Raw genomic sequence first — 23082 nt, 5'->3', positions numbered from 1 at the left:
GTGCGCCGGTGCACGCTCGAATTCTGCGCGTAGGCCAGCAGCCGTCTCGCGCATACGATGTGCCACGATGAGCAGGGGAATCGATTCTAGTAAGGATAACTACGAAAAATACGATGCATCGCCCGATGCAGCCGCGCTCACCCTGGCGTTTCCTGGTACGGTTGGGTGTTTTCGCCGATGGCATTTTGAAGAATTGGCATCGGCAAAGTCTCCAGGCGTCATGTACGGATCTGACCACACGTCATGCGTGTGATCCCCGTCGAGGGGCGGGCTTGAATAAGAGTCTTTATCAATCGCCGGGACAGCATGAACCGTGCGCAGATTCCGGAGAAGAGGAACCTGGAGGAGCCACAGAATTCCTCGGAACACCGGGGCTGACGTTCCGATCGGCGTCAGAGTTTCCCGCTTTGCGCAAATTCGCGGATGCGCGTGGCGAGTGCCGGTATGCCAGCATTGCGGGCCACGTAGTGGGAAAGCTGGCGTGTGGCCAGATCGACGGTCACCTGGTCGTCGGGCGCTTTGGTATACGGTCCGTCGACGGCAGCGTGATATTCGATGCGCAACTGCGTGGCGTTTGCGACGATGCGCAAATAGCCGTAATTCTGGTCGTCGTAGTTTTCGATGACCACGGCATCGGTGGTCTTCGTTGCGGCCTGGATCAGCTGCGGTGCACGAAGCGGCGGTTGCCCGTTGGTGGTCAGTCGTTGTACGTTGTGTCCGCCGTTGCCGCACACGATGTACGGAATGTGGGTGCCGTCCGGACGCGTGCGAGTAAAGCGCTGATAGTTGTGCGCGTGTCCCGCAAGATCGGCATGAGGCCATACGCCCACCTCTTCGCATATCGCATCGATCTGCTGCTGCATCTCGATACTCCAGCCGTGACGTCCGCGAGCGACATACGGCGGATGATGATGCGCGAACAGTAATGCGCCCCTGTAGCCCTCCTTTTTCACCCGCGTCAACGCCGCCTTGAGAAACTTCAGCTGGCTGTTGCCGATGTCGCTGTTCGAGATCACGCCAGGATCTTCGAGCGTATTGCTATACAACGCGATGATGCGCACGAACGGCGCTTCGAATGTAAAGAAGACGCCCGGCTGAATTTGCGCAGTACGTGAAAGATTGCCTGCATCGGGGGAGACCTGAAAGCAGTCGGAGCAGAAGTTTCGCAGAAACGCCTGCAAACTCTTTTCGTGCTGCAAAGGCGAGATCATCCCGTCATGATTGCCGGCAACGGCGAGGATCGGTGCGTGATAGTCGCGATAGGGTTCGTAGAACTGGTCGTAGTAGTACTGCGCTTCGCCGAAGCTGTAGACAATGTCGCCCAGCAGAAAGTTGAATTGCGGCACTTCGGCAGGATCGGTTTCGTCGAAGTCGCTGACCATCTTGTCGGAGACTTCGTTCTGCGTTTTGGGGCCGCGGGTACTGCCGCAATCGCCCGTCGAGTGAAAAACGATCTGTGCGTTCGCGTTGATCTGGTCGAGGACGGTCTGATCGTTGTCGATCACGTCCGCGAGTGTCAGGCGGGGCTCGACGCCGCCGCGCGGCGCAGGAAACGGAAGGGCCTTGAGTTTGTGCTCGCGGTTGAGTTCGTCGATCATCCGGTAGGCCGCCACATCGGAGGCGTGCCTGACGATGAAGGTTTGCGGATCTGGCGTTGGCTGCGGCTGCGAGAAGACGGGGGCGGCGAGAACGCGGCCGTTGCCGCCGTCACTGCCATTGCTGGCTGACGTTCGAACTGAGCGCTTCTTTGGCATGTTTTGTTTCCTCCGATCGCGGTTGAAAGGCGGGACCGCGTTTGACTGACGCGATCCCCTGCCGAATGCTCCGGGTGAGACGGTGGCTTGCGGGAGAGGTTCAGTCGTAGTCGTTGCAGGTCGTAACAGGCGATTTTTTTCTCCGCTTATACTCACTCTCGCCTGAATGGCGCATGCCCAGGTCCCACGCTGCACGCCGAGAAAAAACCATGACATCAGTCGACAACACGGCACGCGATTCACGTTTCGTAACCGCGGTTCTTACATGACAGGTGGGACCTTTTATGCTAAATCGTGCTTTTGGCGCAGTGATTTCATCGTTGCTCGTGGCCGGCGCGGCCGCTGCACCTGCCATCGCGCATGCCGAAGACAGCTTCGCGCAGGACGACGACGCGTCGCATGGCCGAGCAGTCAAGGTGATGATCATTTCGATGTTCGGTCCGGAAGGGCAGGTGTGGCTCGATCATCTCGGACCGTGGCAGGACATCACCGTCGCGGGTCTGTCCCCCGATTACCCGGCCGTGCATTGCAACCGGCAGGATATCTGTGTGATGACGACGGGCATGGGGCACGCGAACGCCGCCGCGTCGATCATGGCGCTGACGTTCTCGCCGCGTTTCGACTTGCGCCACACATACTTCATGGTGGCGGGCATCGCCGGTATCGATCCGCTTCAGGGGACCGTGGGTTCCGCTGCGTGGGCGAACTGGCTCGTCGACTTCGGGATTCAGTGGGAGATCGACGGACGCGAAATTCCGGCGGGCTGGAACACCGGCTATCTCGGCATCAACACGACGGGCCCGACGCAGAAGCCGCCGCTCGACTATCGCACCGAAGTGTTCCAGTTGAACCCCGCGCTCACGAAGGCGGCATTCGCGCTGTCTCGCAACGTGACGCTCACCGACGACGCCCAGGCGCAGGCCGCGCGCGCCAGGTACAGCTATGCACCCGCGAACCGTCCGCCGAGCGTGATCCAGTGCGACACGCTCGCGGGCGACACCTGGTGGTCAGGCACCGACCTCGGCGAGCGAGCGCGGCAATGGACGAAGATCCTGACCGACGGCAAGGGCACCTATTGCACGACGCAGCAGGAGGACAACGCCACCTTCGAGGCGCTGACGCGTGCGGCAAACGTGCATCGCGTCGACCTGAATCGCGTCGCGGTGCTGCGCGCCGGCTCGGACTTCGACCGGCCGTATGCGGGCCAGTCGAGCGCCGATAATCTGCTCAACTACGCGTCGCAAGGCGGCTTCACGATCGCGATCGATAATCTGTTCCTCGCGGGCAATCCGCTGGTTCAGGACATCGTCACGCATTGGGGCGAGTGGCGCAACGGCGTACCGCAGCGGTAACGCATTTGAGGTGCGGTGACGCGGGCCGGGTGCCGGCCCGCGCACGCATCGCGTGTCTGCGCCATTGATTCATGTGCTGCGTCGTGGGCGGTGGTCACGTGTAAACCAGCGCAGGCCGGTGGCGTCTTGCGGCACCGGCTCAACTTTCTTCATCTATCCAGGCATTCTTTCGGATGCCTTTCCATTGGCGCGCCACAACCCGGCGGGAATATTCGAGGTGCCTTCTCGTTTACGCAGGACGCGAGTCGCGCGAAGCAACGCTGCGCGACCCGTCATGATCGATCAGGTCCATCGTACGCGCAGGAGGTGTCGAATGGAAACTTCACGTTTACTGTCCGCATTCAGTTCATGTCGCTAGCGAGCCCCCTACCAAAAATAGAGGGGGTTGACCCATCGCGATTCTGATTGCGCGTTTGCACAATGAAGACGTCGCGTGCGTGCAAAGGGTTCATCGTGAACGGTTTCACCAGCTGGAGCCTCGCGCTCCTCGATCGCCGCGGCACACGGAATACGGACTCCAGCTCTCACTGCCGACGCGATGTATTTGCTCCATGCGGCGCAGGAGTGGCAGCCATGACAAAGTTACTCGTCAGTCATGCAGCATTTCATCACTGGCTGTTCTGTGGCTGGGCACTCGCATTCGTGTTGCTCGCGTTGTTGCCGGCGACCATCGCACACGCGCTGCCGATCTTCGCGCGCCAAACCGGCCAGAGTTGTGTGGCTTGCCACGCCGGAGGACAATTTCCTGAGCTCACGCCATATGGGCGAATGTTCAAGCTCACCGGTTATACGCTCGGTGAACGCACGATCCCGATTGCCGCAATGGCAATCGGCAATCTGAGCCAGACGCGAGTCAATACTGATGCGAGCGGCAACACCATCAACACCAAGAATGGTCTGCCGATCTTCGACTTTGCGAGCATCTTTCTTGCCGGAAAGATCACCGACAAAATTGGTGCATTTACGCAGTTCACCTACACGAACTACGACCATCAGAATGGCGAAACGAACAAATGGGAAGGCCACTGGGCATCCGACAATACAGACTTCCGGTTCGTGGACCGGATCATGGGCGAAGCGAACGACCTGATCCTCGGAGCAACGCTGCACAACAATCCAACCGTGCAGGATGTCTGGAACTCCGCGCCGGCATGGGGTTATCCGTACATTTCATCGACGATCAGTCCGGTTGCCAAAATCCCCAATCTTCCCGTTATCGAAGGAAGTCTTGCGTCGCAGGTGGTGGGTTTCGGCGGCTACCTGTACTGGAACAAGACGGTCTACGCCGAACTGACCGCGTACAGCACGGCCGATGGCATCTGGTCGTTCATGAGTCACGGCAACCGGGAAGGAAACGCGGCTCACCCGCAAATTTATCTGCGCGGTTACAACCCGTATGCACGCATTGCGTTGACGCGGGACTGGGGGCCTCATAGCGCAATGGTCGGCGCGTTCCTGTTGAACGTGAACATCTATCCGAACGACTCGAACCAGTTCCCGATCTTTACGCAGGGCGTGACGCGCTACCGCGATTACGGCGTGGACGCGCAGTACGAGTACCTGCTCGAGCCGCACACGATCACCGCGCAAGCCCGCTACGTGCGTGAGAACGTCCACGATCCGAATAATCTGGTCCTGAGCGACAGCACGTCGGGGAATCTCGACTCGTTGAGGATCAAGGCATCGTATGTGTATCAGGCCAAGTACGGGTTCAGTCTTTCGTTCTTCAATACGACAGGTAGTCCAGACAGCACAGCCTACGCGGCCAGCGCGAATTTCCACCCCAATACGCAGGGATGGACGCCAGAAATATTCTGGATACCGAATCAACGCATCCGGATAGGTATTCAGTACACGCACTACACCAAATTTCTCGGTGCGACGTCGAATTACGACGGCGCGGGCCGTAATGCGAGAGACAACGACACGCTTTTCATCTATCTGTGGGCTGCTTCATGGTGATGTCCCAGTGGCTACCGGGGACAGCAAAGGCTGCAGCAAGGAGGTTGTTGCCATGAACAAGGTGACGCATATCGTCTCCATTGGGATGCTGCTGGCCGGGTCGGCGTGTCAGGACCTCGAGCATTCGCGACAGGTCGATAACCCGCAGGTGCGCGGAAAGACCATCGCCTTGCAGGTGTGCTCGAACTGCCATGGTGTGAACGGCGTTTCGGTGTCGCCTACGTTTCCGAAGCTCGCCGGGCAGCGCAAGGAATATCTGGTCGATCAACTGACGGACTTCAAGAGTCATTCGCGGGCCGACCCGAATGCGCAGCGTTTCATGTGGGGATTCACCCATTTGACCGACGCGCAGATCGACGAGCTCGCGACGTACTTCTCGAGTCAACCCGCGGTTCTCGGCGAAGCGAGCGATCTCGCGCTCATCAACGAAGGCAACGCGATCTATCATTCGGGCCTGCCGGACAAGGGCGTCTCGGCGTGCATGGCTTGCCATGGACAGCATGGCGAAGGGATAAATCAGTTTCCCCGGCTCGCGGGCCAGCACGCGGACTACGTCATGAAGCAGCTCAAGGTCTTCCAGCAAACGGATACCCGGCCTCGCGGCGCAGTCATGAAGGCTGTGTGCGCCAACATGTCGGACCGTGACATGCGTGCCGTCGCGGCCTACGTCGAGGTGTTCCCGCCGGAAGGGGAGGCGTCCGTCAGTCCGGCAGACGATCGATGAGCAATCAGGCGCGCAGACCGCGATCTTTCGACGTCGTCTTTGAATAGCGAATGCCATGAAATCATCCTCACCGTCTTCCGATGCTGCGATGGCGACGCCAGCGGCACTACATCGGCCACGATCCACGTGGCGAGCGGCTCAAACGAGCCTGCTGTCCGACGAACGCCCCTTTGCGAGGCGCCTCGGTGCATTCGACTGGCTGTTTGCCCTTGCGATGGTTGGAGGCGCTGGCTTTGCCTTGTCGCGCTACCACGCGTACATGAGCGTCTATGACCAACTGGTGCTGGTGTGCTCGGTGCCGGCCTTCGTCGTGCTCGGCTGGCGCTGGAAGCCGGCACGGCTGCTGATCGCGGCAATCGCAGCGCTGTCGCTGTTTGCAATCCAGTTGTACCAGGGCGACCTGGGGCGCGCCAACAGCACGTTCTTCCTGAAGTATTGCCTGTCCAGCCAGTCGGCCATTCTCTGGATGAGCGTGCTTTTCGTGCTCGCCACCTTGTTTTACTGGCTGGGCACGCTGTCGCGCTCGCCGTCTGGCGGCGCAATCGGCTCGAAACTGACGTGGGCCGCGGTATTGATGGGTTTCGTCGGGATGATGGTGCGGTGGTATGAGTCGTATCTGATCGGTGCGGACGTCGGCCACATTCCGATTTCGAATCTCTATGAAGTGTTCGTGCTGTTCTGCGTGATCACGGCGCTCTTTTACCTGTACTACGAGGAGCACTACAACACGCGCGCGCTTGGCGCCTTCGTGTTGCTCGTGATCAGCGCGTCGGTCGGGTTCCTGATGTGGTACTCGATCGCACGCGACGCGCAGCAGATCCAGCCGCTGGTGCCGGCGCTACAAAGCTGGTGGATGAAGATTCACGTCCCGGCCAACTTCATCGGCTACGGCAGTTTTGCGCTGTCCGCAATGGTCGGCGTGGCGTACCTGCTGAAGGAGCGGGGTGTGCTGTCGGACCGGCTGCCGACGCTCGATGTGCTCGACGACGTCATGTACAAGTCGACCGCTGTCGGTTTTGGGTTTTTCACCATTGCGACGATTCTCGGCGCGCTGTGGGCCGCCGAGGCGTGGGGCGGTTACTGGAGCTGGGATCCGAAGGAAACGTGGGCGCTGATCGTCTGGCTGAATTATGCGGCCTGGCTGCATATGCGGCTGATGAAGGGGTTGCGGGGGCATGTTGCCGCGTGGTGGGCGCTCACGGGCCTGATGGTCACCGCCTTCGCATTCCTCGGGGTGAATATGTTCCTGTCCGGGTTGCATAGCTACGGCCGCCTATGAGGATAACGAACGAATGCGATGACGTATGAAGCTTCTGTTCTCGCCACAAGGCCCTATCAGGGTTTGAGCTTCGCGAGGCGCGGTGCGAAGCGGCACATTACGAGGGGGAGCAGTGCCAGGACGGCGCCGGCAAAGAATGTGGTGGACGCGCCGTGCCGATCCCACAACCAGCCGGCGATGACGCTTGCAAACAGCAGGCAGATGCCGCTTGCGAGATTGAAGACGCCGAACGCCGTGCCCCTGAGCGATTGCGGCGCGGTTTCGGCGACCATCGCAGCGAGAAGGCCTTGCGTGAGCCCCATGTGCAGGCCCCACAGTGCGACGCCGATGAGCACGGTGATGATCGACGCACTCGCGCCGAGCACCAGATCCGCCGCGATCAGTGTGACGATGCCGAGCGCAAGCAAAACGCGACGGTCGGTTCGATCGGACAGCGCGCCCGCGGGGTACGCACTAAGTGCATAGGCGAGACTCATCACCACCATCACGCCGGGAATCCACGCGATATCGATGCCGGTCTGCTGGGCGCGCAACACAAGGAACGCTTCGCTGAAGCGCGCGAGGGTGAAGGTCGCGCCTATCGCGACCACGAACCAGTAGCGCCCCGGAAATTCCCGCAACGCTTTCCAGCGCAGCGGTGACCGGAAGCTGCGAGACGCCTGTTCATGAGCCGGCTCCTCGATGCCGAACACAATCAGACCGACCGCAATGACGGCTGGCACGACAGCGAACCAGAGGACGGCGCGGATGTGATCCGAGAAGCGCAGCATCAGCACGATGGCCACGAGGGGCCCGGCGAACGCGCCTATCGTATCCATCGACTGTCTGAGCCCATAGCACGCACCGCGAATCTCCGGCGGCGCGACATCCGCGAGGAGCGCGTCGCGCGGCGCACCGCGAATTCCCTTGCCGGCACGGTCGATGAGACGCGCCACCGCGACAAGCGCGGGCGTGTGCGCCAGCGGAAAAAGCGGCTTGGACAGCGCGCCCAGCCCGTAGCCGAGCAGCAACAGCGCCTTGCGCTTGCCGAGCCAGTCGCTCACGGGGCCCGAGAAGATCCTGACGATCATCGCCGTCGCTTCGGCGGCCCCTTCGAGCAAGCCCAGCGCGCTCACGCTCATACCCATCGTGGTGACGAGGAAGACAGGTAGCAGCGCGTGAATGAGTTCGGAGGAAAGGTCCATGAAAAGGCTCACGTATCCCAGCATGCGTACCGCGCGGGGAATGGGGATGCGTGAGGTAGCGGGCGTCTCAGGCAGCACTGCGCTTGCTCCGGAGATACGTGTACTCGTGCCACGTGAGGGCGATGACGACAATGTCCAATGCCGTCACCAGCAGCGGCTCGTGCAGCAAGCTGATCCTACCGCAGTTCTTCCATGCGTTGCGGCTGCATCGGTCGCGACTGATTCGTGTTTCCGCCTCGCCTGCCCGTTGGCTCGCATGCACGTAACATGGAGTTGCGGCGCGATGGAACCCCGGGTTGCGCTGCGCCCATCAGACGCGTGGAGATGCGCCATGAAGAGCCTCTCGAGAATGTCCCCGACGCTGACTGCGTTGGCGCTCCTGCTGGCGGGATGTGCCATCGGCGTGTCACAAAGCGTGCAACAAAGCGGGCCACATCTGAGCCCAACCGAGTGCCGTGACCTGGCTGCGCTCAGAAGCAACGCGCCCCCGACGATGGCGCAGCACCAAAGCGAACTGGCGGCCCTGAGGAAAGCGGGTTACAACCCGTCACCCTGGTACGACGACCCGTACTACCCAGACGATCTGCAGGCGGCGCAGCACGTGGTCGACTATTGGTTCAACACGGAGTGCCACCCGTCTGCGCCCGGGTGAGAAAGGTGGATTCGCTCCACTTCCCGGCAACAACGCGGAGTTCTGCTACCGGGTCTCTCGCGAGTGGACTATCCTGAAAGGATTAGTGGAGGCTGGTTTTCTTCTCCGCATTCGACAGGAGGTGTGCCATGTCGATGTCGACCACTTTGCAGGAGCGCCTGCGCAGCAAGGGCTCACGCTACGAAATCGTGCGCCACCCATACAGCCATTCGAGCATGGAAAGTGCTGCTGCGGCGCACATTCCCGGCGACCGTCTAGCAAAAACGGTGCTGCTCGAGGACGAGCACGGCTATGTGGCCGTCGTGCTGCCGTCAACCTATGCCGTGCAATTGTCCGAGCTTTGGAACAAGACAGGGCGCAGGCTCGGCCTTGCTACGGAAGACGAGCTGCGTGAGCTGTTCAAGGACTGCGATGCGGGGGCGCTGCCGCCGATCTGTGCGGCGTATGGGATGAAAACCTACCTCGAGACGAACCTGGCCGGCCAGCCGGACGTCTACTTCGAGGCGGGCGATCACGAAGAACTGGTTCATATGGACGGGGACCAGTTTCTGGCGCTAATGGACGACGCGGAGCGAGCCCATTTCGCAAGACGCATGCGAGGCATGGGTGGACGTGCGTGAGTGAGTAGTCGAACTGCGTACGTTCAGGCGGGGGCGGTGCCGATTGACCACATCGCGCCGGGGCAATCGCGTCCTGGTTTCGTGCGCATGGGTGGTTGCGTAAGCAACGATTAACGGCGCCGTCCTCGCAATCGTATCAATTAACCGGGAACAGGAGAGAAAATGCCTATCGCCAGACAAATATCGGCCCTGCTCGTCGCGGCATCGCTTGGGAGTGGCACAGTGACACCAACCTTCGCGCAGGACGACGCTTCGGGTGCAGCCAATGTCGCAGTGCCGGGGGGCGCGTCGTCCGCGAAGCCAACCAAAGCGGAGCGCAAGCAGGCCCGAAAGGAAGCCCGGGCGAAAAAGAACGCCGAATTGAAGAAGCTGGAGGCCGCGGGCTATCAACCCGGCCGCGCCAATGATCAGAACTATCCGCAGGATCTCCAGAACGCGCAAAAAAAGGCGGGGATTGGGCAGGGAGCCAGTCAATAGCGGCCGAATGCCTCAAAAATCCGCATGCAGGGTAACGTAGGCGCTAAGGGGCTCACCAAGATAGGCGCCGGCCTCATTGGCGGCGATGAAGTAGCGCCGGTTGGTCAGATTGTGGACATTGAGATCCACGCCCCAGTGATTCGCCTGATAGCCGAACGCCGCATTGGCGATGACATAGGATGGCACCGAATTGATGTTCGAGATGTCGCTGTACACCTTGCTCATGTAATTGATGCCCGCTCCGAAATGAAACCCGGGATGTCCCGCGATAGCGAATGTGTAGGTCGACCACAGATTCGCCATGAACGCGGGCACGTCCTGCGGGCGGTGGCCGACCGCCGTTATCCCTTGGGGATTGCTCGTGACATAGGCGTGCTGCGCCGTGAAATTGGCGATCACGTGCCAGTTGTCCGTAATGCCGGCATCGAGAGACGCCTCGCCGCCTTGTGTGCGCTGGCTGTCGTACACGACGGTTTCGATGTTGTTGACGGTCGTCGGCGTCGCCACGTTGTCGCGCGATACGTCGAAGAGTGCCGTGTTCAGAACGTATTGGCCGTCGAGCAATGAAAACTTGACGCCCACCTCGTACTGCAGCGCCGATTCAGGCGCGCCGATACCCGTCTGCGTGTTCTCCGAGTTGAAGTTCGTCAGATAGCTCTTCGATATGCCGAAGTACGGCGACATCCACGGCGTGAGCTTGTAAAGCGCGCCGATATTCCAGCTCACCGGCGCATCATTGCGCGAGTAGGTATTGCCCGCCAGTATCGGTACGCCTTCGTTGTCCACCCGTCCAGGCACGGTGATATTCGGTGTCAGCGAAGTCTGCCACCAGTCCTTTCGCACACCGACTCGTATTTTCAGCTTGCTCGTCGCATCCACCTGATCGGTGGCGTACAGGCTGTAGAAGTTCGCAACCAGATGATCGTTGTCGCATGAATGCTTCGCATCGCAAAGGAAATGCAGGCTCGCAATCGAAGTTTCAGGCGGCACCGGTGCGAACACATCTTCGATATTCGGAAGGTCCGCCGTGGAGCGATCGGTATTGATGGTCTGATGCTGATACTCGAAGCCTGTCAGCAGCGTGTGCTTGACGTTTCCCGTTGCGAATTTCCACACAGGTTCGAGCTGATAGTCGAGCGTATTGTCCGAATCGTTTTGTTGGCGCAACTGCCGGTTGACGACCTCGTTGCCGACCACCTTCGTCTTCGAACTATCCCCGTTGCCAAAGAACTCCAGGGAGCGGTGAAGGAACGAGAGCCGGTTGTTGATCGTCAGCACGTCGCTGACCTTCCACTCGTCGGTGAGGGTCGGGCGAACGTAGCTTGCGCGCGCATAGGCGAACGGCGTCGAATATTTCGCGTCGAATGGAACGTTCCGGATGGGGGTGCCGTTGTAATAGATGATGCCGTACGAATCCGGCGTCGAGCGGGAGTCTTGCGCCTCGAGCGAGAAGTCGATCTTGTGGTCGCCGATCTTCCATTCGACTGCAGGACGGATCTCCTTGTCCCAGTACGACAGGCTGCGGTATCCGTCCGATCTCGCACCCGTCGCGTCGACGCGATAGTTCAAGCCCGAGAGGCCGGTCGGCCCCGTGACATACGCGCTGCCCCAGACCGTGCCGAATGAACCGGCCTGGATGCTGCCTCCATATTGAAGCGTGGGAGACGGCGTGTAGTGGACGATATTGATCGTGCCGCCCGGCGGTCCGCTGCCAAAAAGTGATGAACCCGGTCCTTCGAGAACCTCGATGCGCTCGACACCATTCAGCGAATGCGAAACGCCGTTGACCTGATCGCCGTCGGAAAACCCGTCGGTGTAAATCTGCGCCTGGAGGCCGCGGATCATGAAGTGATCGAAGAAGCCCTTGGCATCCGGTCCGCCGGAATTCACCCCGGTGGCGTTGCTGAGGCTCTGCTGAAGCTTCGTGGCGCCTTGCTCCTTGAGCAGCCCGCTGGGGATTTCCTGCACAGTCATGGGCAGGTCGCCTATCGGCGTTCCGGTCTTGCTGACGTCTGCAGTCTGGTCAGGATCGTTGACGTTGTCGGGGGCGGTCGTCGGTCTGGTTGCGCGAACAACGACCGTGTTCAATGTGGATGGCGGTTGAGATTGTTGGGCCTGTTGAGCGTTCGCTGCGCTAGAAAAAGACAGCGTTGAAAACGCAACCGATACGGCGATTGCGATGAGAGACGGGGACGATTTCATTAACGTCATCCTGTTTTTGGGGATTTCTGATAATTCGTCGCCCCCTATATTCTTGAACGGAAATGACTTGCATATGTAAGCTGCAAATAGACAACGCGTGGGCCGTTTTACGAGCAGCCCGCCCGCTACCTCGAAGCAGCTTGGTGAAGCAATGGCCTACGGTTTGGGCTCGGTGACGAATCCGATCTTCGTCAGGCCGCCTGCATAGGCAGCTGACATCACTTGCGCCACCGCTTCGTATGCCACCTTGCGATCTGCGCCGAGATGCAGTTCGGGAAGCGGGTTCTCGTGTGCGGCCGCGGCGATTTTCGCGCGCAGCGCACTGGGGGTGACTGGCTGCCCGTCCCATAGCACGGTGCCATTGGCCTCGATCGAAACATTGACCTGCGCCGCCTTCGCGTCCTCCTTCTGACTGCTTGCGTGTGGTAGTTCAACTTTTACCGCATGGCGCAACGCAGGGATCGTCACCATAAAGACGATGAGTAAAACCAGCATGACGTCGACGAGCGGCGTCATGTTGATTTCGCCCATCAGACCATCGTCTTCGTCGTCACTAAACGGGGTTATGGCCATTGCCGTATCTCGAGGTCAGTCGCTGCCGGTGGCGAGCCGCAGGCCGCTGTCGTGGACAGTCGGCGAGAGGCTCGAACCGGTCACGAAGTACGCGTGAAGCCGATGCGCGAACCGCCTCAGCTTTCCGGCGAGCGCCTTGTTGGCGCGCGTCAACGCGTTGTAGCCCAGCACGGCGGGAATGGCCACGAAAAGGCCGAATGCCGTCATGATCAGCGCTTCGCCGACGGGGCCCGCGACCTGGTCGATCGACGACTCGCCAGTCGCCCCAACCGCCAGCATGGCGTGATAGATGCCCCACACCGTACCCAGCAATCCGACGAACGGCGCAGTGCTGCCGATCGATGCCAGGATAGAAAGACCGCCCTGCATTTGGGCGACACTCTCGTCCATCGTGTCTTTCAGGCAGCGCGTTATCCAGTCCGATACGTCCATGCGCTCGCGCAAAAGCGGCTGCGCGCTGCGATGATGATCGGCGGCCTCCTTGCCGGCCAGCGCGAGTGCGAGAAACGGATTGTCTCGCGTGGTGCTTGCGCGGTTTTCCGGTTGCCATGCCCCGTCCGTGAAATCGTCGAGTTGTGCGATTGTCGGATCGATGTCGCGAGCCAGTTTTTTGAGCCGGATGACATTCCAGCCCTTGACGATGATCACGCTCCACGAGAGCACCGACATGACCAGCAGTACCAGCGCGATGCCGCGCGTCACAAAGTCTCCGGCTGCCAGGAAGTGCGAAATACCATAGTTTTGCATGGCGGGTTCCCTATAAACGTCCGCGCTAGTTGTTCAGGGCGAATACGAAAGGCACAGACGTCGGCACACGGCGCGGCGTTCCGTTCTCGAGATACGGCTGGCACGTGCTGTCGCGCACAGCGGCAAGCGCCGCTTCGTCGAGGCGGTCGTGCCCGCTGCCGCTCTTCAGTTCCACGGATTCAGGCTGGCCCGTCAGTCCCACGATGAATTTCACCATCACAGAACCTGTTTCGCCTCGTCGTTGCGAGAGCGCCGGGTAGGGCGGTTGTGCGATGCTGCAATGCAGATGCGAGATATCCTGCGGAGCGGCCAGTGCGATTGTTGGGCGGGCGGAGACGGCATCGTGCGACGACGCGGCTGCCTGCTGTGCAGCGGCCATGGGTGCCGCTGGTGTCGAGGTGGAGGTAGTGCTCGACTGCGCCGAGACGGGTTCGGTTGCAGCAAGCCTGCGCGGTGAGGGAGTCATGGTTTCATGCAGCGTCGTCACATGATTCGGTTTCCTGATATTTTGCGGCTGCACCTTTGGCTTCGCAATGTCGACGGATGTCGCACGGTGCTCGAGCGGGGAAGGAGGCGACTGCGCGACGGCAGGTGCCGTAACCGGCGCGGGACTCAGCAGCTCGGCCGTGATCGTGCGCGGCTCGGCGGCCGGCGGCACAGGATCGTTGCGACTGCTCGACACGACCGCGAGTAGCACCGCGTGTATGGCAGCGACGACAACGATGGCGCTCGTTGCGCGGACATTGGGTCTGTCGGGCCATGCCGGCTCGCGATCGGCACTAAAAGGAAGCGAAATGTGCATGCGTTAGATCCGGTTCAAGCGGTTCGCTTTATCGAACGTCTGCGCAGTCGATGCCAACGGGCGGCTGCCCCTATGGACAGCCGCCCGCCGATGCCAGCTACAGTGCGCTTAACGCAGCGGGCGTCACGATCCCGTCAACGCAACGCCCGGACGACGTGATTCGCTCAATCGTCATCGTCGTCAGCAGCGGCGACCGTCTTCGCGCCATCGGTCGTGGGCTTCGTATAGACCGAGTGCGGCTCCGGATACGGCTTATTGCCCATCACGCCCGCCCACAGCACGCGGTTGAACACTTCCGGCGGGACGCGATCTTCCTTGGAGAAGTCGAAGCCCTTCGTCGCGTTCGCCCAGTAGGTCGCGTCATGCAGCGGATGAATGTCCGGACCCTGTGCATACTGGTTGCCGTCGTTGCCGCTCGACGTCGGGCCAGTCGCCACGTTGCCCACGTTCGTGCCCTTCAGGATCGTCGACGCAACGGCGGTGTAGGTCCACGAACCGTCCGAACCGGTGTCGAAGACATCGGCCATCGGTTGCGCGTACGCCGTGTTCAGGTCGATGTGCTGGGTGCCGAGCACGTCTTCCATGGTGCGGACCGCGTTGACCTGGCTGTAGGCGGTGCTGACCACGGCGTTCTTCTTCACATACGCGCCAACGACGTAGGCCGGAGCACGGTGCGAATCGACGTGATCGGAGCCGGCCTGCGAGTCGTCTTCGACCACCACGATCAGCGTGCTTTTCGCGTACGGGCTGTGCGCGACCGTCTCGATCAGCTTGCCGACCGCGAAGTCGTTGTCCGCTTGCTCCTGCTCGGCCGTGCCCATCTGGCCGACGTTCTGCGCATAGCTGCCGGTGTGATCGGAACCCATGCGGACGAATTCAAACGACGGGAGATGGCCGTTCGCGACGTACTGCTGGAATTCGCGGTTCCATTCGAGTTCGCGGAACGTGTCCGGATAGGCCTGGTCGAAGCCGCGATAGTACGGGTCCGTCAAGGTGACGAGCGACGGCTTGAGCGGGTAGACCTGAATATTGCCGGAGGCGAACGGGGTGAGGAGGGGGCTGGCGATCGTGCCGATCGAGCCGGTGTTGTTGACCATGCCGCCGTAGTTGCGGACCGTACCGCCGGCTTGCAGCACCGCATCGTAGATGCTCGCTTTCTGGTAGCCGAACGGGGCATCCGGCACCGAGATATCGGCGATTCCCGGCAGCGCGTTCGCCGTGCCGCCCGGCAGCGACGACGTTACCGTGGAGTAGGCGCCGCCCGAGGCGGTGTCGCGCATGGCAGTCGTGGCGAGGCCGACCGGCAGACCGCGGTTGGCGCCTTCGGATTCATACGACATGCCGCGGCTTACGCCAGCGTAGTTTTCCTGCTGCGAAACCTCCTCGGTCGGCGTGACGTGCGCATGCTGCACCCACGACCAGCCGTCCATCGAACCGTCGCCCGGATCGGTGAAATTGTCGATCGTGACGAAGTTGCCGGCGATATTGTGGAAGTTCGGCGTGGTCGACTTGCCATACATCGTCAGCGAGGGATCGCCGTTCGAGCCGTTGCCAAGGTCGCCGAGGATCTGGTCGAACGTGCGATTCTCCTTGACGACATAAATCACATGCTTGATGTGATCGCGCAGGAAATGCATCGTTTGGCGCTCGCTTTCCGACTCTCTGATCGAGTAGTGATTGTTTTCAGCGACCTGGCTGGTCAGCCGGGCAAGCGCGTCGCCCCGCGGAACCGGTGCGCTCACGAGGCTGCTCTGCTCGAGACCGAACTGGTACTGCGCCGAGGTACCCGAGGTGTACAGCGGGTTCGGACCGGTGTTCGACTTGCCATTGATGATGTACATCTGCGACCCGTCGGCGCTCAGCGTGATGTCCTTGGGCGCATAGGCCGTCGGGATCAGGCCGGTGACGTGGTAGCCTTCGTCGCCATCGAGCGAGATCACGGCGATCGAGTTGTCGCCATTGTTGACCGCATACAGGGTTCTGCCGTCGCGTGACACGGTCACGTTCACCGTGTCGCGGCCGCTGTATTTCTTGTTGTTGCCGTGGCCCTGATCGTCGCGGTCGCCGTCGTCGGACTGGCTGGCGATGTCGATCGTCCTCTCGACCCTGTGGCTGGCGGTATTGATGACCGCAACCTGGTCGGTGTTCGCCACGGCGACATAGAGTTTCGACTGATCGGGCGAGAGGGTCATGCCATAAGCATTGCCTTTCACCGGGATGCGAGTGATGAATTGCGGTGCGGCCGGGTTCGACAGGTTCAGCACCACGACTTCACGGTCCCGCACCGACGAGATAAACGCGGTGTCGTCGGACTTCAGTGAGACGGCCCACGGGTATTCGCCACCTGCGGCGCCTTGCGTGCCCGATGTGTTGAACGGACGCAGATCGTATTCGGACGTAACCGTGTTCGTCGTCGTGTCGATGATGGTAATCGAGTCGTTGTAGTTGTTCGCAACGACGAGGATCCGGCCATTGCCGGAGAGGGCGAGACCACCGGCGTTCGGTTTCACACCGTTGCCGATCCCCTTGCTGTGATTCAGGGCGATGGCTGCAGTTTGCGACCATTGGGCCGACGGAAGCGCCGATGGGCGGCCGTACACGTAGACCGCGTCGTCAGCGCCGCCGGTGCCGTACAGGGTCTGGTTTCCATTCCAGACGAGGCCATCGAACGCGTTGTTCTGGTGAATGGCCTGGACGAACTTCGGATTGGCCTTGTTGGCGCCCGACACGTCATAGATGAATATGTACTGAGTCGAGTCAGTCTTGTCGAGCGTGCTGTTACTGGGGCCCGTGTAGACGGTGTTGTAGCCTGCCGTGATCACGGCGAGGGTATTACCGTCCGGGCTGAGTTGTGACCGGATGGCGCCGCTGACGACCTGGGTCGGCTTTGCGGCGAGTTGCGGGTTGAGCAACTGCTGCACAGCACCCGGAATGGCTCCCGGGGAGATGAACTGGCCCGTCGGCAGAAGTTCCATGTTGCCTTGCGGCGGTGCTGCAAATGCAATACAGCTAGTCAGTAATCCTAATGCAATGCCAGATTGAACGACGTTTCGATTCATTTTGGTTCTCTCCAGATAATCAAAACAGAAAAGCCAAATTCGATTCAAGCGGAATCATTTGTCAGGTCTGTTGCCCCTGATTGCGGAGACGTGCAAGCGATTGGACCAGGTGGGATGTATTGCAGTGGCGCCATCCCGGCGCTTTCAGCCCGGTAACATTTAGTCAGTTTCGAATGTCAATCGAATGACATGTTCTGAGCGTGGATATTCAGAATGCGAATCGTTCTCTGTTGCTTCGTCGGTTATTTCGGCATACTGAGTTATATATGTGCCGAAAAAATGAGGTCGAGGTGCGATGCGGGGGGGCGCTAGCCGTCTTTGGTGCGCAGTCGGGGCCCGGTGCATTGTGGCACTCAATGCCTGCGTGGTTGCGCAACGGTTCGCCATAGAGACTACGAGTCTTGCATGACAGATGGGTGAAGGTTGTAGAGGCCGGCTATCATCTCGTTGCGCTCGCAAGTAAGATGCGCAGATTCTTCGATGCATAAGATGGCATGTCTACTCGCATGTTGTCCCTCACGTCGACATCAGGCTGCCCAGAATGGGCAGTTTTACCGGTGCTGATGGCCGGGATGCGCCACGTCGAGGACACGTCATACCTTTCTTTATCCTTTTATTCACCTTTCATTTCGCAAGATCGATGGGGCTTCCTCGGCACTGCCCGCAGCGAATTCCGTAAACAAGAAAGAATAGATGCCGCTACGCCTGGAGCTTTGACGCGAGGCAGATCGTCGTCGCGGGCAAGAGCATGGGTCAGCGAAAAGGAATCTGAGCGACAACCGGTAACTCCTACGCAAATCGCAAATCCCACAACACATCGAGTACGTGTTGCGTGGAACGTTCAACGTACCCCGCGCGATATGCAATGCCGAGCCGTCGCCACAACGCCGGGCGCAGTGGACGCATGACAATGCGATTGTCGGGTAATGGCGTGGTGGCCTCATGGGGCAAGAGCGCTGCGCCGTAACCCGCCGCTACCAGACTCTTGATCGCGTCGTTGTAGTTGAGCTGTATGCGCGGCGAAGGATGGTGCCCCGCGGTCGCGAACCACTCCGCAGTCAGACGCGAGAGACGCGTGGTCGAGTCATTGAGAATGAGCGGTTGGGCGGCGAGCCATTCGGGGGTGACGCGGGCCGGACACCGCCAATGCGCCGGCACAAAGGCCATCACAGGGTCGCGGCGCCAAGGCTTTATCACGAGTCCAGGCACCGGGGGCTGAGGCAGCGCGACCAGCCCGACATCCAGCGTTCCATCCACCAGCCGGGACAGCGTTTCTTGCGAAGTCAGCACTGCAATCTGAATGTCGATGGCAGGGTGGTGCTCGCGCAGGACCTCGAGCGCTTGCGGCAGCAGGTGCGCAATCACGCCCGTGGACGCGCCGAGACGCGCACGCCCTTCGAGCCCCTCTACCTGGCGTTGAATATCGTCTAACGCCTGCTCCGCGTCGGCCAGCAGTCGGCGCGCGCGCTCCACCAGCACCTCGCCGATCGAGGTCGGCCCCACATTTCCGCGCTTGCGTAACAGGAGGGGAGCCCCAACGCGGTCTTCGAGTTCGGCGATGTGAAGGCTGACCGTTGGCGGCGCCAGGTGCAATGCACGCGCCGCATCGGCAAATGAACCACGGTCGGTGACGGCGACCAGAGTGCGCAGGCGGTCCAGGCTGATCTCTCGCATGACGACGTCCAGATTCAGAAAAACTGAATGTTTGCGTTGTGAAATTCAACTTTCACTATTCTAACCGTCCGCGCAACATAGGGGTTCGTTTACCTCGGTTCAACTGTTCCAATCCATATCAGCGGAGTCATCCACATATGAGCTCTCCCGTAGTTTTCATCGACGGCGACCAAGGCACCACCGGGCTGCAAATCCACGACCGGCTGCGCAACCGGACCGACATCAGACTGTTCACACTTGCCGCTGCGCAGCGCAAGGATTCGCGGCGTCGCGCAGAAGCCATCAATGCCTGCGACATTGCTATCCTCTGTTTGCCGGATGCCGCCGCGCGCGAGGCAGTGGGCGCCATTGCCAATCCTGCCGTCCGGGTGATCGACGCAAGCTCCGCTCACCGCACGCAGCCGGACTGGACTTACGGTTTTCCGGAAATGACGCCGGGGCAGGCTGAGCAAATTGCGAACGCATGTCGGGTCACCAATCCTGGTTGTTATCCGACCGGTGCAGTCGGCCTGCTGCGTCCGTTGGTGCACGCCGGGCTCATACCGGGCAATTACCCGATCAGCATTCATGCTGTATCCGGCTACTCCGGGCGCGGACGTGCCGGTGTGGAGGAACATGAGGGGCCGCGAGCCGCCAACGCGCCCTCATACCAGGTCTATGGCCTGGAACTCGCGCACAAACACACGCCGGAGATCCAGCAGCATGCCGGGCTTGCGCAGCGTCCCATCTTCATTCCTGCGTACGGATCGTTCCGTCAGGGCATCGTGCTGACGGTGCCGCTGGCGTTGCCGCTGCTGGCACCCGGCGTGGATGGCGCCACGCTACACGCATGCTTCGCACGCCACTATGCCGAGGCAACTCACGTACGAGTTTTGCCGTTGCACGAATCGAGCGCCTTAAAACAGCTGGATCCGCAAGTACTGAACGGCACGAACGACATGCACTTGAGCGTATTTCACGACGAGGAACACGGGCACGTCCTGCTGTCGGCAGTTTTCGACAATCTTGGCAAAGGCGCATCCGGAGCTGCGGTTCAGAACCTGAACCTCATGCTCACGCGGCAATAGTGGCCCATGCCTTGAGCTTCCGTTTTCGACGCTGAATGTCTCCTGGTTTTCGCGGCAGCAGACATTCCTGTAGCGACGCGAAGGAGCGTACCCTTTCGTTGTGAGCCGACTGATGGCGTCGGCGCGCAACTGCCAGTCTTCTATAGGAGACGACCATGAAAAAGGAGCGAAAAACAGCCCGGCAAATTCTGTCCGGGAACCCCCGGGAGGTGATCTCGGTGGGCCCCGCGGACTCAGTGCTGACGGCGCTGCGTCTAATGGCCGATAAGGATGTCACCACCGTGCTGGTGCTGCAGAGCAGCAATCTTGTCGGCATCCTGTCTCAGCGCGATTATGCGCGCAAGGTCGAACTGGCCGGGCGCAACGCGGCAGAGACGAAGGTCGGCGAGATCATGACTTCCGAGGTGATTTACGTCACGCCAGAGCATATCTGTGACCAGTGCCTGGCGTTGATGCATACGAGGCGGATCCGGCATCTGCCGGTCATCGATTCAGGACAGGTAATCGGCGTGCTATCCACTAGCGATGTCCTCGAAGAATTGATCCAGGAAGACGAACATTTCATCAGCATTCTCGAGCATGACATGCTTTACCTGACCGTCGATACGGGTGGCGCCTATTAATTCATTCGCGGGCGGCGAGGAGCGCGCCAACTGATTCCCGGCCAGATCACCAGCACGCATTTAGCGATGCGCGTGGCCGATCTGACTTTGTCGCAACGCGCCGCTATTTGAACTTGACGAGATCCTTGAAGATCAGCTGAGCCCAGCTATTCCCCTTGGCCTGGACAAGCGAGCCGCCATCCTTGAGCGGGCCTAGCGCAATGGGCGCGAAACCGAGCTGTTCGGCCAAAGCTGCGACCGGTGTCACCGCATTTTCGTCATCGCTCGACAGAAATACGACACGGCTGCCGCCCTTCACGTTCGGATCAGCGGCCAGAACGGCAGCGGGCAGATGGTTAAAGCCCTTTACGAACCTGGCGCCGGTAAACGCCCGGGCGACAACCGCGGACGACGGCAGTCCTTCCAGGTCTGCGACGGGAACGCCGAAAGCATTTGTCGTGTCGATGATCGTCTTGTCCTGCCAGGTCGTGAGCAGTTTCGCGACTTCGCGATGTTCCCAAAACGGAACTGCCAGGAAGATCGTGTCGGACGCGATCGCATCCTGCAGCGTTCTCGGGACAACGGTGGGGCCGATCGCTCGTGCCTGCTCCATCAACGCATCGGGTGGGCGCCGGCTGGCGACGCTCACGTCGATGTTCTTTCTTGCAAACGCTCGGGCGAGCGCCTGGCCTACGGCGCCAAAGCCAATAATCGAATAGCTCATGCGAACTCTCCATGCAGGCGGAAATTCCGCCTATTGATCAGGAATCCATATTTATATACACAATCTGGATCACTCACTCCTGGCTTTACGGCACGATTTCAGATAGCCGACAAGCCGCCGTCGACGGACAACTCCACCCCATTCACGAAACTCGAATCGTCTGAAGCAAGAAACAACGCGACCGTCGCGATTTCCTCGGGGCGCCCCATCTTTCCCCGCGGGATCACGGATTCGAACATCCGCTTCGCCTCTTCGTCGAGAACCTGGTCTTGCATCGGTGTGGCGATCGGCCCCGGGCTCAGCACGTTCACGCGGATATTCCTGCCCTTTAGCTCGTTGAGCCACGTGCGTGCGAATGAGTGCAACGCCGCCTTGCTCGCCGCATACACGCCGTAACCAGGAAAGCCTTTTACCGAAGCGACTGACCCGGTCATGAAGATCGATCCGCCATCGTTGAACAGCGGCAACGCCTTCTGAACCGTAAACAGCGTGCCGCGCGCATTCAGGTCGAAGATCGCGTCGTAGTGCTGCTCGGTAATCTCGCCCAGTGGTACGGCTTCGCCCCAGCCGGCGCTCGCGTAGAGGATATCGATCTTGCCTTTTTCCCGCTTGACGGTATCGAACAAGCGGTCGAGATCGTTGAGATTGGCGGCGTCGCCGCGCACGCCGGTGACGTTCCGGCCAATCGAGTTGACGGCTTCGTCCAGCGTTTGCTGCCGCCGGCCCGTGATGAAAACGTAGGCACCTTCTTCAACGAACCGCTTGGCGCTTGCCAGCGCCATGCCGCTCGATCCACCGGTGATGACTGCAACCTTACCCTCGAGCTTTCCCATAATGGCTCCTTTCGTGGTGTCGGACAGCGTCTCTGTTCCCATTTGCACAAATTCGCTGTATCTTGTGGATCACTGATCCACATCCAGATTCCGAAGATACGGATCACCGATCCACTTGTCAAGAAAACTATGCGGGCCGACGCCAGAAAGAATTACGACCATCTATTAGCAGTCGCGCGGGACGTCGTCACCGAGCATGGTGCCGATGCGTCAATGCGAGATATCGCCCGCCGGGCCGACGTCGGGTTGGCCACGCTGTTTCGTCATTTCCCGACTCGAGAAGCCTTGTTCGAAGCGCTGCTGCGAGAGGATCTGGACGCGCTGACGCAGAAGGCAGTCGAACTCGAAAGGTCGAATCCACCTGATGAAGCGCTCGTGTCCTGGTTTCGCGAAGGGGTGGCATTCGTCCATAGCTATAGCGGCGTTGTCGCGATGATGGCGAGTGCCCACGCGACCCCGGACTCCGCGCTTTACGCTTCATGTGCAGCGGTGCACTCAGCGGGCGAGCGCTTGCTGCTCCGTGCTCAGGCCGAGGGGTCCGCGCGTGCCGATGTGAATGGCGACGACCTGTTCGCCCTGATGTCGGCGCTCGGCTGGCTCGGTGACCAACCCTCATTCGCACCACGGGCCGACCATCTCTTTCAGGTCATCGCGAGCGCCATTCTGTCTGAGCGCACGAGCGGCGATGTCAGGAAAGCAAGGTGTTGAATCGGATCGGCGATCGGATGCGCGGGGCCGAGACGTCGCACATTTGCGGTTGATGGCGTAAGTGCCGGCCCACCGTCTCGTGCGCCG

Annotated in this window: 19 protein-coding genes and 1 pseudogene; 10 read left to right on the top strand and 10 right to left on the bottom strand. The window is 60.4% G+C overall.

Features of this window, described 5'->3' with window-relative positions; translation table 11 throughout:
• Nucleotides 1-392 precede the first annotated feature (392 nt).
• Nucleotides 393-1997 (bottom strand): metallophosphoesterase, encoded by a 1605-nt coding sequence (locus AB4Y43_RS01735; RefSeq protein ID WP_368726876.1) that lies wholly within the window; start codon nt 1995-1997, stop codon nt 393-395.
• Between the two features lie 41 nt (nt 1998-2038).
• Here AB4Y43_RS01735 and AB4Y43_RS01730 point away from each other — a divergent pair, with 41 nt between their 5' ends.
• From AB4Y43_RS01730 to ccsB, 4 genes are all read left to right on the top strand, one after another.
• Complete coding sequence (locus tag AB4Y43_RS01730) at nt 2039-3106, top strand: purine nucleoside permease (RefSeq protein WP_368602158.1); 1068 nt, start codon at nt 2039-2041, stop codon at nt 3104-3106.
• Between the two features lie 573 nt (nt 3107-3679).
• Entirely contained in the window at nt 3680-5068 is a 1389-nt protein-coding gene (locus AB4Y43_RS01725; protein WP_069266386.1) for a cytochrome C, read from the top strand.
• 52 nt (nt 5069-5120) lie between these two features.
• A complete protein-coding gene (locus AB4Y43_RS01720; RefSeq protein WP_368602159.1) occupies nt 5121-5792 on the top strand; it encodes a cytochrome c in 672 nt (223 codons plus the stop codon).
• 88 nt (nt 5793-5880) lie between these two features.
• Nucleotides 5881-7071 carry a c-type cytochrome biogenesis protein CcsB gene (ccsB, locus tag AB4Y43_RS01715; RefSeq protein ID WP_368726915.1) on the top strand — a complete coding sequence of 397 codons (1191 nt, stop codon included), beginning with the start codon at nt 5881-5883 and terminating at the stop codon, nt 7069-7071.
• 56 nt (nt 7072-7127) lie between these two features.
• On the opposite strand, the gene AB4Y43_RS01710 is transcribed toward ccsB, so the two are convergent.
• Nucleotides 7128-8279, bottom strand: a complete 1152-nt coding sequence (locus AB4Y43_RS01710; RefSeq protein ID WP_069266389.1) for an MFS transporter — start codon at nt 8277-8279, stop codon at nt 7128-7130.
• Nucleotides 8280-8586: 307 nt separating this feature from the next.
• Between AB4Y43_RS01710 and AB4Y43_RS01705 the strand changes: the two genes are divergently transcribed.
• From AB4Y43_RS01705 to AB4Y43_RS01695, 3 genes are all read left to right on the top strand, one after another.
• Nucleotides 8587-8907: a DUF4148 domain-containing protein gene (locus AB4Y43_RS01705; RefSeq protein WP_368726875.1), complete on the top strand. Its 321-nt coding sequence runs from the start codon at nt 8587-8589 to the stop codon at nt 8905-8907.
• 128 nt (nt 8908-9035) lie between these two features.
• On the top strand, nt 9036-9527 hold the full coding sequence (locus AB4Y43_RS01700) for an aminoacyl-tRNA deacylase (RefSeq protein WP_069266391.1): 492 nt from the start codon (nt 9036-9038) through the stop codon (nt 9525-9527).
• Nucleotides 9528-9689: 162 nt separating this feature from the next.
• Nucleotides 9690-10004: a DUF4148 domain-containing protein gene (locus tag AB4Y43_RS01695; RefSeq protein ID WP_368602160.1), complete on the top strand. Its 315-nt coding sequence runs from the start codon at nt 9690-9692 to the stop codon at nt 10002-10004.
• A 12-nt stretch (nt 10005-10016) separates the two neighbouring features.
• Here AB4Y43_RS01695 and AB4Y43_RS01690 read toward each other — a convergent pair whose 3' ends face one another.
• The 6 genes from AB4Y43_RS01690 to AB4Y43_RS01665 all read right to left on the bottom strand — a co-directional run bounded on the left by AB4Y43_RS01690 (nt 10017) and on the right by AB4Y43_RS01665 (nt 19061).
• Nucleotides 10017-11978 carry a TonB-dependent receptor gene (locus AB4Y43_RS01690; RefSeq protein ID WP_368726874.1) on the bottom strand — a complete coding sequence of 654 codons (1962 nt, stop codon included), beginning with the start codon at nt 11976-11978 and terminating at the stop codon, nt 10017-10019.
• 384 nt (nt 11979-12362) lie between these two features.
• A complete protein-coding gene (locus AB4Y43_RS01685) occupies nt 12363-12779 on the bottom strand; it encodes an ExbD/TolR family protein (protein ID WP_368617108.1) in 417 nt (138 codons plus the stop codon).
• 15 nt (nt 12780-12794) lie between these two features.
• Nucleotides 12795-13526: a MotA/TolQ/ExbB proton channel family protein gene (locus tag AB4Y43_RS01680; protein WP_342947251.1), complete on the bottom strand. Its 732-nt coding sequence runs from the start codon at nt 13524-13526 to the stop codon at nt 12795-12797.
• Nucleotides 13527-13551: 25 nt separating this feature from the next.
• On the bottom strand, nt 13552-14013 hold the full coding sequence (locus tag AB4Y43_RS01675) for an energy transducer TonB (protein WP_368726873.1): 462 nt from the start codon (nt 14011-14013) through the stop codon (nt 13552-13554).
• Nucleotides 14014-14492: 479 nt separating this feature from the next.
• Complete coding sequence (locus AB4Y43_RS01670) at nt 14493-17303, bottom strand: bifunctional YncE family protein/alkaline phosphatase family protein (RefSeq protein WP_368726872.1); 2811 nt, start codon at nt 17301-17303, stop codon at nt 14493-14495.
• Nucleotides 17304-18176: 873 nt separating this feature from the next.
• Entirely contained in the window at nt 18177-19061 is an 885-nt protein-coding gene (locus tag AB4Y43_RS01665) for a LysR family transcriptional regulator (RefSeq protein WP_342947253.1), read from the bottom strand.
• 137 nt (nt 19062-19198) lie between these two features.
• Between AB4Y43_RS01665 and argC the strand changes: the two genes are divergently transcribed.
• Nucleotides 19199-20128, top strand: coding sequence for an N-acetyl-gamma-glutamyl-phosphate reductase (gene argC, locus AB4Y43_RS01660; RefSeq protein WP_368726871.1), 930 nt, complete (start codon nt 19199-19201; stop codon nt 20126-20128).
• A 155-nt stretch (nt 20129-20283) separates the two neighbouring features.
• Nucleotides 20284-20751 (top strand): CBS domain-containing protein, encoded by a 468-nt coding sequence (locus AB4Y43_RS01655; protein ID WP_368617112.1) that lies wholly within the window; start codon nt 20284-20286, stop codon nt 20749-20751.
• Nucleotides 20752-20854: 103 nt separating this feature from the next.
• Here the strand turns inward: AB4Y43_RS01655 and AB4Y43_RS01650 are convergent.
• Nucleotides 20855-21460 (bottom strand): annotated as a pseudogene (locus AB4Y43_RS01650) (NADPH-dependent F420 reductase); the annotation flags it as partial.
• Nucleotides 21461-21552: 92 nt separating this feature from the next.
• On the bottom strand, nt 21553-22287 hold the full coding sequence (locus AB4Y43_RS01645) for an SDR family oxidoreductase (RefSeq protein ID WP_342947256.1): 735 nt from the start codon (nt 22285-22287) through the stop codon (nt 21553-21555).
• Between the two features lie 129 nt (nt 22288-22416).
• On the opposite strand from AB4Y43_RS01645, the gene AB4Y43_RS01640 reads away from it, so the two are divergent.
• Nucleotides 22417-22995 (top strand): TetR/AcrR family transcriptional regulator, encoded by a 579-nt coding sequence (locus AB4Y43_RS01640; protein WP_368602166.1) that lies wholly within the window; start codon nt 22417-22419, stop codon nt 22993-22995.
• Nucleotides 22996-23082 lie beyond the last annotated feature (87 nt).

Source organism: Paraburkholderia sp. BR10872, from assembly GCF_040965835.1.
GTDB classification, from domain to species: Bacteria; Pseudomonadota; Gammaproteobacteria; order Burkholderiales; family Burkholderiaceae; genus Paraburkholderia; species Paraburkholderia nodosa_A.
The sequence above is the reverse complement of the archived record's forward strand: the minus strand, read 5'-3'. Positions and strand labels throughout refer to the sequence as shown.